Source organism: Microbulbifer maximicatervae (SeqCode) (assembly GCF_052467695.1).
The window spans coordinates 3,950,230-3,967,678 of sequence record NZ_CP174320.1 but is presented as its reverse complement, the minus strand read 5'-3'; the positions used below and the strand labels follow the sequence as shown (position 1 = coordinate 3,967,678).

General features: G+C 47.2%; 13 protein-coding genes. 5 read left to right on the top strand and 8 right to left on the bottom strand.

The window, feature by feature from the left end; genetic code table 11:
- Nucleotides 1-274: 274 nt before the first annotated feature.
- Nucleotides 275-1,165, bottom strand: a complete 891-nt coding sequence (locus ACJJI8_RS17440; RefSeq protein ID WP_444913738.1) for a LysR family transcriptional regulator — start codon at nucleotides 1,163-1,165, stop codon at nucleotides 275-277.
- Nucleotides 1,166-1,223: 58 nt separating this feature from the next.
- Between ACJJI8_RS17440 and ACJJI8_RS17435 the strand changes: the two genes are divergently transcribed.
- Nucleotides 1,224-2,033 (top strand): SDR family oxidoreductase, encoded by an 810-nt coding sequence (locus ACJJI8_RS17435; RefSeq protein WP_444933158.1) that lies wholly within the window; start codon nucleotides 1,224-1,226, stop codon nucleotides 2,031-2,033.
- Between the two features lie 81 nt (nucleotides 2,034-2,114).
- Nucleotides 2,115-2,534, top strand: coding sequence for a DUF1097 domain-containing protein (locus ACJJI8_RS17430; RefSeq protein WP_444917111.1), 420 nt, complete (start codon nucleotides 2,115-2,117; stop codon nucleotides 2,532-2,534).
- 122 nt (nucleotides 2,535-2,656) lie between these two features.
- On the opposite strand, the gene ACJJI8_RS17425 is transcribed toward ACJJI8_RS17430, so the two are convergent.
- Nucleotides 2,657-3,484 (bottom strand): alpha/beta hydrolase, encoded by an 828-nt coding sequence (locus ACJJI8_RS17425; RefSeq protein WP_444933157.1) that lies wholly within the window; start codon nucleotides 3,482-3,484, stop codon nucleotides 2,657-2,659.
- Nucleotides 3,485-3,856: 372 nt separating this feature from the next.
- Here ACJJI8_RS17425 and ACJJI8_RS17420 point away from each other — a divergent pair, with 372 nt between their 5' ends.
- Nucleotides 3,857-4,738 (top strand): putative selenate ABC transporter substrate-binding protein, encoded by an 882-nt coding sequence (locus tag ACJJI8_RS17420; protein WP_444933156.1) that lies wholly within the window; start codon nucleotides 3,857-3,859, stop codon nucleotides 4,736-4,738.
- 37 nt (nucleotides 4,739-4,775) lie between these two features.
- Here the strand turns inward: ACJJI8_RS17420 and ACJJI8_RS17415 are convergent, their stop codons facing one another.
- A complete protein-coding gene (locus ACJJI8_RS17415) occupies nucleotides 4,776-5,708 on the bottom strand; it encodes a LysR family transcriptional regulator (RefSeq protein ID WP_444933155.1) in 933 nt (310 codons plus the stop codon).
- 101 nt (nucleotides 5,709-5,809) lie between these two features.
- Between ACJJI8_RS17415 and ACJJI8_RS17410 the strand changes: the two genes are divergently transcribed.
- On the top strand, nucleotides 5,810-6,403 hold the full coding sequence (locus tag ACJJI8_RS17410) for an FMN-dependent NADH-azoreductase (RefSeq protein WP_444933154.1): 594 nt from the start codon (nucleotides 5,810-5,812) through the stop codon (nucleotides 6,401-6,403).
- Nucleotides 6,404-6,828: 425 nt separating this feature from the next.
- Here ACJJI8_RS17410 and ACJJI8_RS17405 read toward each other — a convergent pair whose 3' ends face one another.
- The 3 genes from ACJJI8_RS17405 to ACJJI8_RS17395 all read right to left on the bottom strand — a co-directional run bounded on the left by ACJJI8_RS17405 (nucleotide 6,829) and on the right by ACJJI8_RS17395 (nucleotide 11,999).
- Entirely contained in the window at nucleotides 6,829-7,197 is a 369-nt protein-coding gene (locus ACJJI8_RS17405; RefSeq protein WP_444933153.1) for a hypothetical protein, read from the bottom strand.
- A 423-nt stretch (nucleotides 7,198-7,620) separates the two neighbouring features.
- Nucleotides 7,621-10,803, bottom strand: a complete 3,183-nt coding sequence (locus ACJJI8_RS17400; RefSeq protein ID WP_444933152.1) for an efflux RND transporter permease subunit — start codon at nucleotides 10,801-10,803, stop codon at nucleotides 7,621-7,623.
- Between the two features lie 11 nt (nucleotides 10,804-10,814).
- Nucleotides 10,815-11,999 (bottom strand): efflux RND transporter periplasmic adaptor subunit, encoded by a 1,185-nt coding sequence (locus ACJJI8_RS17395; RefSeq protein ID WP_444933151.1) that lies wholly within the window; start codon nucleotides 11,997-11,999, stop codon nucleotides 10,815-10,817.
- 272 nt (nucleotides 12,000-12,271) lie between these two features.
- Between ACJJI8_RS17395 and ACJJI8_RS17390 the strand changes: the two genes are divergently transcribed.
- Entirely contained in the window at nucleotides 12,272-12,934 is a 663-nt protein-coding gene (locus ACJJI8_RS17390; RefSeq protein WP_444927753.1) for a TetR family transcriptional regulator, read from the top strand.
- Between the two features lie 179 nt (nucleotides 12,935-13,113).
- On the opposite strand, the gene ACJJI8_RS17385 is transcribed toward ACJJI8_RS17390, so the two are convergent.
- The gene (locus ACJJI8_RS17385) at nucleotides 13,114-14,214 is read right to left on the bottom strand and encodes a SagB/ThcOx family dehydrogenase (RefSeq protein ID WP_444933150.1); all 1,101 of its coding nucleotides are present in this window, start codon (nucleotides 14,212-14,214) and stop codon (nucleotides 13,114-13,116) included.
- A gap of 423 nt (nucleotides 14,215-14,637) precedes the next feature.
- Entirely contained in the window at nucleotides 14,638-17,394 is a 2,757-nt protein-coding gene (locus ACJJI8_RS17380; RefSeq protein WP_444933149.1) for a TonB-dependent receptor, read from the bottom strand.
- Nucleotides 17,395-17,449 lie beyond the last annotated feature (55 nt).

Here is a 17,449-nt window from a genome sequence, read left to right as displayed (position 1 = left end):
CACAGACATACTCCCTGTATCTGCTTCTCGGAAAATCAATTTAGAAAGATCCGCACTAAAGATAAAAATAAATCTATTAATGCAGCCTTTAAAAGACTGAATAGAAATACTTATTGAAATCCACAGTGCGCGGCTACTCTATATGATTCTTAACTAAAAAAATATTCTTACGCCTACCGATAATTTAATTTCGCAAATTTTTGACAAGTTACTATCTGAAGAGCAGATAACTTTTTGGAAAATTAAATTCAAATGAAAGCTTAATCACAATCCTTTAAATGGAAACTGAAAATATTTTACTTAGCCACTCAATAAATGCCCTAACCCTGGGAGATAAAAAGCGATTCTGGGTGAACACAACCGATACCGGCTCGCTGGGCGGGCGAAAATTGGGCAATATTTCAACTAAATTTCCTGCATCCAACTCTTTTTCTACATGAAACTTTGGAAACTGAGCTAATCCGAGCCCCCGCTTAACGCCATCTAAGTAACTCTCTGTCCCAGTTACCGTCAATTGCGCCGGAACTTGCAACGTCTCTACCCTATCGCCAAGACAAAAAGAGAGCGGCGTAGACTTCCCAGTCGTTATAGAACGAAGCGCTACAACACGGTGACCATTCAGTTGTTCCAAAGAGCTTGGGTGGCCGTAGTGTTCCAGGTATTGCGGCGATGCGCATGTAAGCCGTTCCAGCATGGTTAAACGCCTGGCAATCAGCTCACTATCTGCCAAGTGTCCATAGCGAATAGCACAGTCGACCCCTTCTTGGACTAAGTCCACCCATCGATCCCCCTCACTCATTACCAAAGAAATGTCAGGAAACTGGGCAAAAAATTGGGGGAGTTGCGGCATAACAAAATGACGGGCAATAGTCCCTTGTACATCTACCCGCACCTCACCGCCTGGCAATAAACCTGTAAATGCCCCTTCTGCTTCCTCTACGTCCGCAAGTATTGAAATACAGCGCTGATAATACAGTTCCCCATCCAGTGTTGCCCTGACCTTGCGAGTCGATCGCTGCAACAACCTGACTCCCAGCCGCTTCTCCAGCCGGTTGATGACCTGAGTCGATGTCGACCTCGGAATACCAAGATCAGTAGAAGCGGCTGTAAAACTGCCCCGCTCCACAATCCGCACGTACAAGCGCATCGCATCCAGCTTATCCATATCGCCCTATTGTTTGTTTATTTGGAACAATAGATTCCATTTTAGCCGGATTATCTACATGAATAACACGAATAGTATGGAAATACAGCCAAATCAGGGAGCTGCAAGGGCGGCTCCAGTAATCACTACGGAGATCATTATGGAGAAAGTGGCACTGGTAACAGGAGCTTCCCGTGGCATAGGCGCGGCGATCGCCTCTCGCCTGGCAAAGGATGGCTTTACCATTCTGGTGAACTTTGAAAGTAATATTTCAGCTGCCGAAAAGTTGGTAAACCGCATTGAAACCGAGGGTGGCAAGGCGGTTACTGCCCAAGCCGATATCAGTGATCAACAGGCGGTTTCGCGCCTATTCAACTCGGCAGAAGTCACTTTTGGCGGAATCAATAGTGTCATCAATAATGCGGGCATTATGAAGCTAGCCCCTCTGGCAGAATGTGAAGAAGATGATTTCGATCGTCAGGTAGCTGTAAACCTTAAGGGCACCTTCAATGTCATGCGTGAAGCCACCGCAAGGCTTCAAGAAGGCGGCCGCATTATCAACTTATCCTCGAGTGTCGTCGACTTGTGTATGCCGAATTACAGCGTATATGCGGCGACCAAAGCAGCTGTTGAAGCTCTGACCCAGGTAGTCGCCAAGGAAATGCGGGAGAGAGATATCACTGTGAATGCCGTCGCCCCAGGGCCCACCGCTACCGAGCTATTCCTGTCGGGGAAGACCGATGAAATGGTGAATACTCTTGCCAAAATGTCGCCACTTGAGCGCTTGGGCAGGCCTGAAGATATTGCAAATACCATTGCCTTTTTAGTCAGTGAGCAAGGTGGCTGGATCAATGGACAGGTCATACGAGCCAATGGTGGACTTGTCTAGCCTCACAAGCAATCACCCTTCTATTTAACATTCCTCAGCTAAGCGTTATGCGAGCTGGGATGATTTAGGACTAAAAAGCCAATGACCGCTCAATCACCGGTACTATGGGGTAAATACATCAGGGACACCCTTATCGCTGCGACCGTAGCCAGTGCAGCAGCATTTACTTGCTATATGCTAGAACTTCCTCCCTGGGCCATGTTTGTTGGATGGGTTGCTTTCTTTACCCAACCAAATTCTGCCTCAAGTGCAATCTCCAGCGGGGTTTGTATTGCTCTAGGGATATTGATGGGAATGACAGCAGCTATAGTCAATACCCTTTTGCAGCCAGTGGTAGGCGGCATTGCCTTTGTAGTTACAGTTTTCTCCGTTGCATTTGTGGTGGTATCGCTAAGAGGACTGCCACTTGTAGGTAATATCATTGCCTGGTTTTTAGGGTTAATCGCTGGCTATTGCTGCTCCTACCTACAATCTCTTGCTGGAGAAACTAAAGCTAGTTGATAGTCAGGGAGTCTCGGCATAATTCAGCATTATCCCTGAGGGCCTTAAGAGGCTCCCTGATTAGAACTAATCCCAACATATATTCAAAACTAGATAAATTGAGCGCTAAGTCATACCCTCTCTCAATTCACACCGCAGATATCCAGTATCTTATTCATTAGATCATTATTTCTACTGCTTAACATACGCGATACAGTATAGTGGTTTTTATTTTTCAAAAGTATATATTCGCACGGGCTTTTCGTTTGCTGTAGCTTCCCACAGTATCTTTTTGACTGATCAATAAATTCCGCAGTCTCATCATCACCTACTGCAACAATCGTTTTGGTGAAACATCTAATATCGCCAAAAATGGGACTCAAATTAGTAACGTCATCTTCTGATAAACGCAGAGATTCATTGAGATAAGATTGCCTCATCTTTGTTAAATCATAGAGCCCGCTTAACATAATAGCGCCGCTAATAGAGCTACGGACTTCAGGTGTCCACTCAAATTCTAAAATTTTAGCGACAAGAAAGGCCCCAACAGAGTGACCACAGACCACTATATTACTGGGGTTGCCATTCCAGCGATCAATATTCTTATATATCCATAAGAATGCCTTTATATTTTGCTCATTAATTTCTTTAACACTGACGGCGGGCGCCAAATCATAGTTGACCAAAGCAACTGTACACCCGGCCTCTACAAAGGGCTTGGCAATGTACCGGTATTGCTTTTTATCTAGCGCCCGGAAATACCCACCGTGGATGAACACAAAAACCGGTGCATTAGGAGATTTAGCAGGGAATATATCAACCTTTTCACCGGGGCTATCTCCGTAGCTGATATCCAGTGAGTTTCTCAGGGTTTGCGTGGCCAAATAGCTTTGTAGCTCATTGATTAGCAGATGGACTCTACCAAATGGGTGCCGCTTGCGCAGATTAAACTGATCATCATACTCACTCATTCTATGTTTCGACTCCGCAAGTGCTGGCATAAACTGCCTATTTTACACTAAAGGTTCTTTCTAGAGCCTAAGGAGCCTCCAAACAACCCCGTAACTCCCCTGGCTTGTGTGGCGGGCCTATTTAGCACAGAAAGCATCCTACAAAGGAAGAGACCCTATAATAATAAACACCTGTAGAGGCCTAAATATGTGTCAATTATTTCAACAACTCAGATATTGCGGATAAATGGTAGAAAGCCATCTCAATTTTGCTAGCCCAAACAGAGAAATACAGTTTCTTCCAAACATTCTGATCTATATATAACGCCTATAGTTAAACTTTTAGTTTTATCCTACAAATTTTGAACTACAGATCCGCAGAGGACCAAAAGAATGTTAAAGCGTTTAACCGTGTTTATTCTAAGCCTCGTTATATTGTGCGGCGTACCCTTCGTATCATCTCAAGAAAACCCAAAACCTTTTGTTTTCACTGCCATTCCAGACCAGGACCCGGAGCGCTTACAAAAACGCTTTGGCAAAGTTGCAAAGTATTTGTCCGACGCGCTTGGGGTTGAAGTTAAGTACTTACCGGTGAAGTCCTACAGCGATACGGTTGAAGCCTTTAAAAATAACAAGGTCCAATTGGCCTGGTTTGGCGGATTTACCGGGGTGCAAGCCCGTATTGCAGAGCCTGGCGCTAAGGCCATTGCCCAGGGAGAAGGAGATCAAAAATTCACCTCCTATTTTATTGCGAATAAAAGTACTGAACTCACTCCCTCAAAAGACTTCCCCCGTGGTATTGAAGGTATGACATTTACTTTTGGCTCAGAGCACTCCACTTCTGGACGTCTAATGCCGGAATACTTTATTCGAAAAGCGTTTGGTAAGCCCCCTGCCGAGGTGTTCAGCCGTGTGGGCTTTGGAGGTGACCACTCCAATACCCTGGATCTTGTGCAATCTGGGAAGTATCAGGTTGGCGCCCTAAATCACAAGGTGTGGGAAAATGAAAAGAAAGCCGGCAAAGTGGATGAAAGCAAGGTGCAAGTAATCTGGAAAACCCCAGGATACCCAGATTACAACTGGACAATTCGTGGGGATGTCGATGAAACCTGGGGCAACGGCTTCTTAGACAAGGTCCAGCAGGCGATTTTGAATATGCGGGACCCTAAACTACTTGCCGCATTTCCCCGCAAAGGGTTTATCAAAGCCGACAACTCAATGTACCAGCCAATCGTCGAGACCGCTCACGAAATTAGCTTGTTGAATAATGAGTAAGCGAGCTGTTGGCCCTGCCGACCGACCTGGTTCTTACTTAAGAACTCTCCGGGGAAGACAGATCCTGCAAACGCTCCCTGATAATAGTTGCCAATCTCAGTGCGCCGGGGCCGATATCATCCCGGTTAGGAAAGATCAGATACATAGGGACCTCTCTTTTACCTCCTCCTTCAAGGGGCAACGGTTTAAGACTTCCCTCAATAAGCTCATTAAGAATTTTATCTTCCGGTAACCAAGAGAAACCGTACCCCTGACAGGCGGCTCTGATCAAAGAAGACATGCTGCTTAGCGTCCATCGCTTAGCGACGTCAACCGTAAGCGTTTTACTTCCGCGCTGGGGGTTAGTATCCCGAACCACCAAATGCCGGTGATTACGGAGATCTTTCATTGTCAACGGGCGATCCAACTTATGTAGGGGATGGCTGGGGTGCGCCACGGGAACAAGCCGGGCAGGAGCCGGTAGTAACTCACCGTTGTAGCCCTGGGGGATTCTAGGACTGATCGCAAAATCGACCCGCCCTTCATTTAAAGCCTCCAAAGCACCACTGATCACCATTTCATGGACTTCAATACGGGTCTGGGGGCTCTCTTCACCAAATAGCGCAAGGCAGTCCAGTAGCAACCATATTGGGAATAGCACCTCTACAGAAATCGCAATCTGGGACTCCCACCCAGCAGACGCCCGGCCAGCGGCCTGCTCTATTGCAGAGGCATCCTCCAGCAATTGCTTTGCATGCCGGTAAAGCATCTCACCTGCGGGAGTCAGAATCGCCTTGCGCCCACTAATAGTGAAAACCGCTACAGCCAGTAGTGATTCCAACTTCTGCACTGAATAGCTTACCGAGGACTGACTCTTGTGCAGAAGCTCGGCGGCCTTTGCATACCCTCCCCCTTCAACTACCGCTATCAAGCAACGCCACTGCTCAAGAGTGATCTTTGGGTTTGCTAATTGTGTCAACTGTTGGCTCATGATCGAATTTTTAGATAGAAATAAGCAAATAATTCTAATTTTTAATCAATTTAATGAATGTTTCAATAGCTTCATACAAAGTTAGTTACGAGGAAGCAGTCATGGCAAAGGTACTCAACATTAAGTCCAGCCTCTTTCAAGAGAACGGCCAGTCATCTCAACTTACGGACAATTTCATAGCGAGCTGGAAGGCTAATAACCCGGATGATGAAATCATCCATCGTGACTTGGTATCCGAGCCTGTACCTCATCTGAGCCTGGAGCACTTTCAAGCCCACAACACGCCAGCTGATAGCCGTTCAAACAAGCAAAGTGAAATTGCAGAACTTTCGGACAAGCTGATAGAGGAGATATCATCGGCAGATCTGCTGGTGCTAGGTATCCCGATGTATAACTTCAACGTCCCGTCTAATTTGCACACCTACTTCGACTTTATTGCACGTGCCGGGGTAACATTCCGATATACCGAAAACGGCCCTGAGGGCTTATTAAGGAACAAAAAGGCCATCATCTTCATTTCACGGGGTGGTGTTTATGGTGACGATCATCCCCAAAGTAATTACCTTCGACAGTTCTTGGGGTTTATTGGTATTACTGATGTGGAGTTTGTCTATGCTGAAGGCTTGGCAATGGGAAATGAAGCAAAAGAGAAGGCGTTAGCAGCTGCAAAGAAGCGTATTGCTGAAATTGTGTGAAATAATGGATTTACGAAACATTTAATACGTGGCTTTTGGGGGGAGTATCCGCTCCTCCTGCCACAATCAGGCCAAATAGGCAGTCAGTTAAAATATACATTGCCCGACTAGCAAAACTAGAGATCTTAATAAAAATCTCGGCAAGTGTATTTATTTATAGATAGCTACACCCTGATAGCAATGCGATCACTCATAACATATGAAGCGATAAGCAAGCATATTCAACCTACCCCAGCACTAGTATTCATATGAATCTGTCAACGGTACTATTAGAAACAGTGGACATTTAATGAACAAGTGGAAAGCAACTATCTCGAAACGCCCCAAAGCGTCAATCTCCCTCGGTTCTGAATAGGGACTCTAAGTCTGAGGCGGTTAACATGAAAAGAATGTTTGTCATTGATATGTAGTAAAAAGACTATTGCTTAGCTGTTCACCGCATCATCCATATACTTCACTGACTCTCCAATAGAAATAGAGAACACGCCAGCATTGCCATTAATATATTCACGTTTCCATGAATTATAGCCGTCCTCATAATCAGGTATCTCACACTCCCCCATTAGTTCAGATATGCTTGCCCCTAGCGCCTCAATTGAAAACGGCATATGGGTAATTTCCTCAATGACCTCTCCACTATTAGGGTTATTAATTTTAATGCCTGAAATCTGAACATGTACCACCATTGAATCGTCCTTAGACTCTTCAATTTTTAATATGATAGCCCGCGAATCTTCCTCGCCCTCTCGATTATCATATTTCCACACTTGACCTTCTTTAACTTTTAAATCCATCCCGACTCTTCACCTTAAATTAGCTGTTAATAACATTTATGCAATATCGGTGCTTCCTCGCATGCTCCATAGACGTAATAGTCTATGAACGTCCATATCAGGCTTCTATACTGCGCTCTATCTAGCTTAGAAGTGAGGTTCAATCACGTATGGATAGCTACTCACCTTGCCAGGGATTAGCATTTTGACTCCAAACACTATTCGGCTTCTTGATTTAAATCATTGCTGATGTTTCATTACTTCAGCGAATAATTTAAAACAATGACTTCTTGGCGGTGCTGGAACTAAAAGAGGTTCACTTTGTATCTTGAGACTCGCAGCAGCACCCTATTCAGGGATTTTGTGGTCAACGGGGGGCCATAAAGCAAAAAGCCAGGCCCTTTAACCTGGCCTGGCTTTATTTACTTTATAGTTAAAGCTCTGTTAAAGCGCTTCGGCCGCTTCTGCTCTCTCGTTCTTTTCCGACGAGATACCTTGTTTAGCCAGCTCCACTTCCTGCTTATGGACTCTCTTGCCAAACAATCGCTGCACCACAACAAAGAACAGTGGGATAAAGAAGATTCCCAGTAGAGTTCCAACAATCATGCCGCCGAACACACCGGTACCGATTGCCCGTTGGGCACCTGAGCCAGCTCCGGTTGCTATGGCTAAGGGCAACACCCCCAAACCAAAAGCGAGAGATGTCATTAAGATCGGGCGTAACCTGTCCCGTACAGCTCGCATCGTGGCATCTACCAACTCCATACCGTCTTCCAGGTTCTGTTTGGCAAACTCCACAATCAGGATGGCATTTTTACTGGTTAGCCCCACTGTTGTCAGCATCGCGACTTGAAAGTAAATGTCGCGTTCCATACCCCTTAGGCTATTTGCAAGTACCGCACCCAGGATTCCCAGCGGAGCCATCAATAGTACTGCCGTCGGTACTGTCCAGCTTTCATAGAGAGCAGCCAAACACAAGAACACGATCAAAAGGGACAAGGTATACAGCAATGGGGTTTGTGCTCCAGCAGAGCGCTCTTGATATGAGAGACCACTCCACTCCATACCAAAACCAGCGGGTAGCTGCGCCACTAGGCGCTCAACCTCTTCCATTGCTTCACCAGAGCTGACTCCGGCTGCAGCCTGCCCATTAACCTGCATTGAGGGAACGCCGTTATAGCGCTCCAAGCGGGGGGAACCGTATTCCCAGCCAAAACTGGCAAAGGATGATAGCGGTACCATATCGCCTTTATCGTTACGCACTGACCACAATTGGAAGTCTTCCGGGACCATCCTAAAGGGAGCATCAGCCTGCATATACACGCGTTTTACCCGCCCGCGATCGATAAAGTCATCAATATATGAACCGCCCCATGCTGTACTCAAAGCGCTGTTAATATCGTCGATAGACAAGCCAAGCGCTGCTGCTTTCGCATTATCAATTTTCACACGAAATTGCGGAGTATCCTCCTGGCCATTGGGGCGAACATTCGCCAGAAGTTCACTTTGTCCGGCCATTCCCAGAAACTGGTTCCTGGCTGCAGTTAATGCCTCATGGCCCAAACTGCCATTATCCTGAAGGTAGAAGTTGAAACCACCAGAAGAACCCAACTCAGGGAGTGGCGGAGGTGCAAAAGCGAAAGCCATCGCATCTTTAATTTGCATCAGGGCGCCCATCGCGCGCATAGCGACCGAAACGGTGCTTTGCGTTTCCTCTTCCCGCTGGGACCAATCTTCCATATTGACGAAAACAATACCGGTATTCTGTCCGCTACCGGCAAAACTAAAGCCTTGCACGGAATATACAGACTTAACGGTGCCCTGTTCGTTATCCAGAAATTGGTCTTCCACTTTCTTTATGGAGCCCATAGTACGCTCCTGGGTTGCGCCCACCGGCGCCTGCACCATAGAAAAGAGCACGCCTTGGTCCTCATCCGGCAGGAAAGAGCTCGGTAGACGCAGAAACAGAAAGGCCATTGCGGCGGAGAGCACTGCAAACAACAACAGAAATCGGCCGCTGCGTTTAAGAATACCTTGTACCCCGGTCTGGTAACGCTGACTACCCTTTTCAAAGTTTCGGTTGAACCAACCAAAAAATCCTTTTTCTCCGTGACTCTCACCCTTAGAAATCGGTTTGAGCAAGGTTGCACACAGCGCTGGTGTCAAGATAATCGCCACCAACACTGACAGCGTCATAGCTGCAACAATGGTAGCGGAGAACTGACGATAGATCACACCGGTAGCACCATCCATAAATGCCATAGGTACAAACACTGCCGATAGCACCACGCCAATTCCGATCAGAGCCGCAGTAATCTGCCGCATCGACTTCTTGGTAGCCTCTTTCGGTGATAGCCCTTCCTCCTGCATCACGCGCTCGACATTCTCCACTACTACGATGGCGTCATCTACGAGGAGGCCGATAGCAAGCACCATGGCAAACATGGTGAGCATATTCACCGAAAAGCCCAGCGCAGCCAGTACGGCAAAAGTGCCCATCAACACTACTGGCACTGCAATCGTTGGGATTAAAGTGGCGCGGAAATTCTGGAGGAATAAGTACATCACCAGGAATACCAACACGATCGCCTCAATCAAGGTACTGATAACCCCCTTAATCGAGACCTCGACAAATGGCGTCGTATCAAATGGAACTACCGAAGTGAGGCCACGCGGGAAGTAAACTTCCAGCTCCTTCAGCTTGGACTTTACTGCATCCGCAGTTTCTAAAGCATTAGCCCCGGTCGCCAAGCTAATAGCGATACCTGAAGCGGGCTGACGGTTATAGCGGGAAATGAACTCATAGCTCTCAGCTCCCAGCTCAACACGGGCAATATCTCCAAGCCGAAGCAGAGAACCGTCCCCATTGGCTCGGACGATAATATCTCTGAACTGCTCAGGGGTTTGCAAGCGTCCCTGGGAAGTAATCGCTGCATTCAACTGCTGTCCCGGGATTGCTGGCGCAGCGCCAAGGCTCCCCACTGTAACCTGAGCATTTTGCGCTCGTACTGTGTCAGCGATATCACTAGGCGCGAGGCCATAAGTGTTGAGCTTATTGGGATCAAGCCAAATCCGCATGGCGTACTTGGAGCCAAACACTCGAACATTACCGACTCCCGGTACTCGACTTATCGGGTCAACGATGGCCGAGTTGATATAGTCTGCAATGTCATTGCGATTCATGCTGCCGTCTTCAGAAACAAAACCGGCAACCATCATGAAGCCGCCCCGAGACTTACTAACATTCACACCTTGCAGCTGAACTTCCTGGGGTAACAGCGGCATTGCCAGTTGTACTTTGTTTTGTACCTGGACCTGGGCCGTGTCTGGATCAGTTCCATTCTCGAAGGTCAGTGAAATGGAAACGCCGCCATTAGACTGACTGGTGGCAGACATATAAAGGAGGCCATCCAGCCCCTTCATATTACGCTCAAGAATTTGGGTCACCGAGTCCTCAACCACCTTGGCTGAAGCCCCTGGATAATTTGCTTCAATATTCACCGATGGAGGGGCAATATCCGGGTAGCGCTCTACTGCTAACTTGCCGATGGATAGTACACCTGCCAGCATCGTGATAATTGCCAGCACCCAGGCAAAGATGGGCCGATTGATAAAAAAACTTGCCATAACCCCTACCCTTAAGACCCCTGCTGTGCAGGCGCTTCGCCAGCCTGTTGATCACCTTCAGCCGCCGGCAGCTGCTCATTTTCGCGCTCGCTGGCCTGTACCGGGGCTCCCGGGCGAATTTTCTGAAGCCCGGCGACTACGACCCGGTCCCCGGCCTCGAGCCCATCTTCCACTAGCCAGCGATTGCCAATCGTACGACTAACCCGCACAGATCGCTGGGCAACCACATTTTCCTCATTAACAACCATGGCTGAGGTATTGCCTTTAGGGTCCCGCGCAATTCCTTGCTGAGGTACCAGAATTGCGTCTTTACGGACACCACTACCGACAATTGCGCGTACATACATACCCGGCAACAGCATGGTATCCGGGTTTGGAACAACTACTCGCAACAACACACTGCCCGTTGAGGGGTTGACACTGGCTTCGGCAAACTCCAGCTTGCCCTGGTGTTCAAATTCGCTGCCATCTTCTAATAGGATTGTCACAGGTAGATGAGTGGCGTCGGCCAATGTGCCCGCTTGAAGCGCTCGGCGAAGGCTAACAAGCTCAGCTGCCGACTGGGTAACCTCAACATAGATCGGATCTAGTTGCTGCACAGTAGCCAAAGTTCCGGCTTGATTGGCCGTTACCAGAGCACCTTGAGTAACTGTAGATTTGCCAATTCGGCCTGTAATCGGAGAGGTGACCCTTGCATATTCCAACTGGATTTCCGCCCTGTGCAGCTCCGCCTGAGCTGCGGCTACATCGGCTCGGGCCTCCTGAAGATCGGCTTCCGCAGCATCATTTTCCTGCGTGCTAACAGCACCATTACCCACCAGGTTCGCAGTACGCTCGGCTTTGAGGCGAGCGATGTTCATAGCCGCCTTTGCGCCTTGAAAATTTGCTCTGGCACTATCGACGTCAGCACGATAAAGAGCGTCATCTAGCTGGTAAAGTGGCTGATTTGCACTAACTTGGCCACCTTCACGGAACAACTGGCGTTTTATGATGCCATTAACCTGCGGACGAACCTCAGCCACTTTAAAGGGGGAAGTCCGCCCCGGCAGCTCCCTGGTAAGAGTGACGGATTCCGGCTGAAGTGTGACTACGGTCACTTGGGGGGCCATTCCCGGTGGAGCCGAAGCTTCCTCGTTACACCCCGCCAACAATGCGGAAGCGACCAAAAGGCTGGTGAGAGCTCGGGCTTTTAACATGGTTACCTCTAAAAATGACTGCGCGGACAAAATATTGGCAGTTAGCGGAATTTTTAAGTGACAAGGAAATCTGAGTAAAGTAGCGTGGCATTTTATGAGTACGTAGGAAACAGGATCAACTGTTCATAATCGTGCAATTTTCATCTAACATGCACTTTCACCCAGTATATTCAAGGGTTTGCACATAAAACCCCTTTGCACACTTGCGGTTAAACGCTGCAAAAATGAGCCAGAGTGAAACTAATAATTGATTAAAGAAGCCGCTGTTCCTTATGACCAAACGCAGAGATGAGCAAATTTTGACCACCCGTGAGCGTATATTAAACGCCGCGCTCAATGTGTTTCATGAATATGGAGTGTGTCGCCCTTCCCTTTCCGAAGTCGCAAAGCTGGCTGGAGTTAGTTGCGGTGCTGTTGCCGACCACTTTCACAGCAAAACCGGTTTGCTGCTCGCTCTGACAGAACGCATGGTACTACCCGGCGAACAACTTTGTAATAACGCCGGCGAGCAACTCAACGCCAATCCCCTCGGTACACTGCGAACCCGCTGGGTGTGGCTGTTTCAGGAAATTGCTTGTAACCCAGAGTGGCAGCAGGTACTTGAGATTATCTTCCATCCCTGTGAAGAAAAGGTTACCGAGAACAATGAAGCCCACTTGCGTATGAAGCAAGGGCGCACCCGCGGGCTTGAGCGAATGGCACAACTGATTGCCCTCGCAGTATCCGAGCGCCAACTGCCCGAAGATCTTGATACAGACCTCGCGATGCAGATGTTACACGGTGGCCTGTTCGGTGTGATTGAAACTTGGCTCTTATCCTCAAGAATTGAAGATATCGGCGAACTCGGTGAACGCTATATCGACTCTCTAATCGATATGATCCGCTTCTCCCCCACCATGCGCTTAAGTTCACGGTTGGTCCACACCCTGCACTAACGCACCCTATCCTTATCTACTTCGGTGGGGCATACTGCTTTGCAGTTTTCACCTCACCATAAGTACCTTTTCTCTTTTATGCTCATTGGAAGTCCCAAACTGGTTATTTTGGCCCTGAAATCATCGATTACCGCAATGTCAAACTTCTTTTTTCAGGCAAAACATTTAACTATTACTCATTAATCCAATTTTGTTGAATCAGAAGGCAAGTACTCTACCGGGAAACAGGCATGCTCTCCTTCCCCAATAGCCATAAAAAAGACCATGGCGCTATCCTTATCCAGCTTCAATAGGCTCTCAAACTCTTCATCATAAAAAGCGCCGGCTATAAACACGTCTTGTTTTAGGGAATGAGCGTAGAGAAATATATTCTCAGATAAATGACCCGCTTCAAGGTAAGCCATCCGATAGATACGAGAATGACGATACTTAGACCAGAAACGATTAAATTTGCATACAAAGCAAATATTAACTGCGGCACCCTCGGCATAGGGTTGACCTACCAACAAACGACGTATCTTATCATGGCTAACAGCATCGCCGACTTTGGTTAATCCATGATCAATCGGATTATAGAGGTAAATACCGGGATCAATCCCCTGTACCGAGTGCACTATCAGGTATATATCTGTAGCTTGTAAGGCGCCGCCAGCAGGGCTGCTGCGAAAATATCCAAAATAATTTATTTTTTCTGAGTGGGCCTTATAAAATTTTTCAACAAACGGAGAAGTACGAAATTTTACACAATGAAAGAGTATTTTTTCCAAAAGCTCACGTTTTAAAGTGGTACCCGGTACAAATTTTCGTGAAGAAAACCGGGTCCCAAACACAGACTCCAACTGATTGGTGGTAGGAAAGCTATTCAGTGGAATATCCACTTCTGGATAATTGTACTTGCCTTTAGCCTTTTCCGGCACCTGTTTACAGTAGTCAACATACTGTCCTACCCAAGATACCCTGGGATCTTCACTAGCCCCCTCTTTGCCCTCAGTCGAGGGCGGTAACGAAAGCTTGGTGCCATAATGGTAAAACCAGGATAGTACATCCCAACCCCATTGTTTCCGAGCTAAATCACCACTGATGAAGGCTCCATTACTTTGAAGGAAATCTGCTGCCTTAGTTTCTCCTGTCTGCACATCGGAATAAAATTTATCCAGAATATTTATGAGGGTTTCTTTATCCAAAGCCCACTGATCGTGATGAACAACATCCCACAAGATGACTTCATTTTCACTGAAATAGAGAAAGAAATTATCTAATAAAGCAGCGCCTTTCATCATCGCTTAACCATCATATTTACTAGAAGTAGTAAAAAAACTAGAAAGGCAGAATCGCTAAATTCTTGATTTGTCTGTATTAGCCCTGAGTGAGACGTCCCTCATTTTCAAGGGCCATCTCACTTTTTGTGAAAAACTACCTTCTATTAACAGGTAGTGTAGACTGTGACACAAACTCCCAGAGCATAGGGTGTTGCGTCTTCTATATATACCCTTTTCATGATATTTCCCTCCATTCAAACTACTTTAAATTACTCCTTTAACTGAGTACTAGTATAAAATGCACACATTTCCTAGATCGAATTGATATATGAGAGCTAATAAAATACTCAATTGCGCCTAAACTGAGTACGCTGATATGAAATTAAAAATTTACAGAAAGGTGCGGACACGTCCCTGTGTCCGCGTGACTGGGTAGCAATGAGGTTAGAAACTATATGTCAGCCCCATATAAGCTCGTCGGCCTGAATATGAGGAGCCCCAGACCCTGTTTTCCTCACCCCAATATCTATCCACCTTCTCTTCGGTAAGGTTGATTATTGAGGCGGTCAACGTCAGGTTATCCATCAAGCGATAAGATGCATTAACATCCAACTGATCGTATTCATCAGTGAAAGTGTTCATGCCATTGTGGAATCCGTCTGCATAGTCACTGCGATAATTGTAAGAAGCGCGAATGCTAAAGTCGATATTTTCATAGTAAAGGGATAGGTTGTACTGGTCCTTTGAAGTGCCGGCAATTTCTGTTTTGGTTTTGATACCTTCAGAGTCAATCTCAGCTAGCTCCGTATCTGTGAAGGTATAGTTTGCATAGACTCCAAAGCCATTATCAAAGGCATACTGAACAAACAGTTCTACACCTTGTGCGGTAGCATCAGTGCCATTGACCGGCATAGACATAGACACTGCCCGGGTAACACCATCGATATCCCTTGTCACCATAGAACTGCCGTTGATTACAAACGAAGCAATATCTTTTCTGAACAAGGTCAGTCCTGCAGCAGAGGCATCATCGAAATACCACTCCAGCCCCAAATCAAACTGATCAGCTTTATAAGGCTCCAATTCAGAGTTGCCTGCATACCCTTGACTGACTGTTGAGCCGGGCAAAGGAGCGTGGATCACTTCAGAACCACCGAGATTATCGTATTCCACTCTCGCTACGACTCTAGCGAGAGCTGCGCGCATAACCAGTTCATCGGAGATATCCCAAGCGATATTAGCACTAGGTAAAATATCAGTATTGCTGCTGTCACGAATATTGGGTTCGTCCTGTAACACCCCATCAATATTGTCGTAGGTGCTCGCATACTGCTTGGTCTGGACTGCTCGAATACCAAAGTTTCCGCGCAGGACTGCCGAGGCAAAATTCTGCTGTACATAAGCAGCCGTAATTTCCTCACCAACCCGGTAAACCTGATTTTTCTCGACGATTACCCTAGGGTCACCATAGGTTGCGTATAGAAACTCTTTTAACTTATCAAACTCCAGATAAGCGAAATTTGGCACATTCACACCGCCGATAATATTATCGAGAGGGCCGTTTGAAAGGATATCGATTGTGTCGGGCACACCATCGGGGTCAGTGTGGAATGAATCACTTGGCCACCAGGGGTAACAAGCTCCATCAACATCACCCCAGTTAATCGTTGGACAGGGAGGATTATCATCATCCCAGGATTGTTTGGTGATGCGGCGGTTTATCTCATGGTCCCGGTACTTAACCCCAACATCCAGGGAGGTAAGCCAGGCATAATCCATATCGATGGAAACGTCCAGCTGGTAGTAACTCTCCTCGTCCTCGCTGCTGGTCCAATGGGATGAGAACCAGTCATATAAAGGATAAGTGTTGGGATCTCCCAGATCTGCACTGGTATCAATTTCAGCAGTACCACTGCTGAGATCCCAGCTCCAATCGGTTGCAGTGCCATAACGGGAATTGACTGATGCAAACAATTTCTCAGAGGGGCCGCCCTCTGCATTGGTATTACCGACTACCAACCGAGCACTATATCCATCTCCCTCGTAACTGATATTGAAATCCAGCGTATCCGAAACATATTCCGCTCGAGTGTAGTCACCAGCTACCTGTGGAGACTGTAACTCTGCCTGGCCCCGATCGAGCATACCAATGCCGAGAAGAGTATCACCATCTTCATCAAACTTGAGACTGCCCGGCGCTATTGCATCCCCGTAGTTCCACTCAGGAAATACGATACGATAATTCTCTGAGTTGCCGCCTAGCTCAAAGCGGAAATAATTGACACCAAATTCCAGCTGTTCTACCGGACGCCATTGGGCACTTAGCTGCATGCCATCCCGGGTCCGCTCCTCTTCCAAGACACTACCGACAACGGCTCGCGGCGCATAGAAATCCCGGTATTCATTACCGTCGATATCCACCATCGGCCCCCTGGCCTCTACGCCAGTCTGGGGGGACTCATCTCCCTGCCAACCCCAGTTTTCTACCGAGGTGCTAATTACCCGGTTCTGACGATCCTGCTTTGAGTATCCAAACAATACGCCAAAGGTTTCCTGATCATTTTTCCATGAGTAAAAACCGGTGTACTGAGGTTCGTACTCCCCAGTAACATCAGCATAAGTACTCTCAATGGATAACATGCCCTCCCCGGAATCCAGGTCCAGTGGCTTGCGGGTGTGTAAAATTACAGTACCACCTATCCCGCCTTCATCCAGTTTTGCTTCTGGACTTTTATACACATCCGCTCGGGAGATCATCGCTGAAGGTAGCAATGCGTAGGAAAATGATCGGGATGGATCATCGCCGGGAGTGGCTATATAGTTTCCGTTTAGCTGGGTAAAAGTGAGCTCAGGTGCAGTTCCTCGGATACTTACCTCGGCACCCTCGCCGCCGCTTCGAACGATGGATACTCCCGGAACCCTCTGCAAAGAGTCTGCAACATTCTTATCGGGGAATTTACCCATATCTTCAGCGGTGATTGAGTCTACCACCGCATTGGAAAAACGCTTTACATCGAGATTTTTCTCCATGCTCCGGCGAATACCCAATACCTCTACCTCCTCCAGCACCAGACTCTCTGTATCAGATTCACTGGTGCTCTGGGCATTTGCCATACCGACAACACTGCACAACACTAGAACACTTACGGAGGTCCGCAATAGATCTAGCTGGCGATTTGTATTTAAGGGTATTTCTCTCATTGCTCAAATTTCTCTTTTATTATTTTTTTCTAGCTTTCCGTTCACCCTAAAAGCC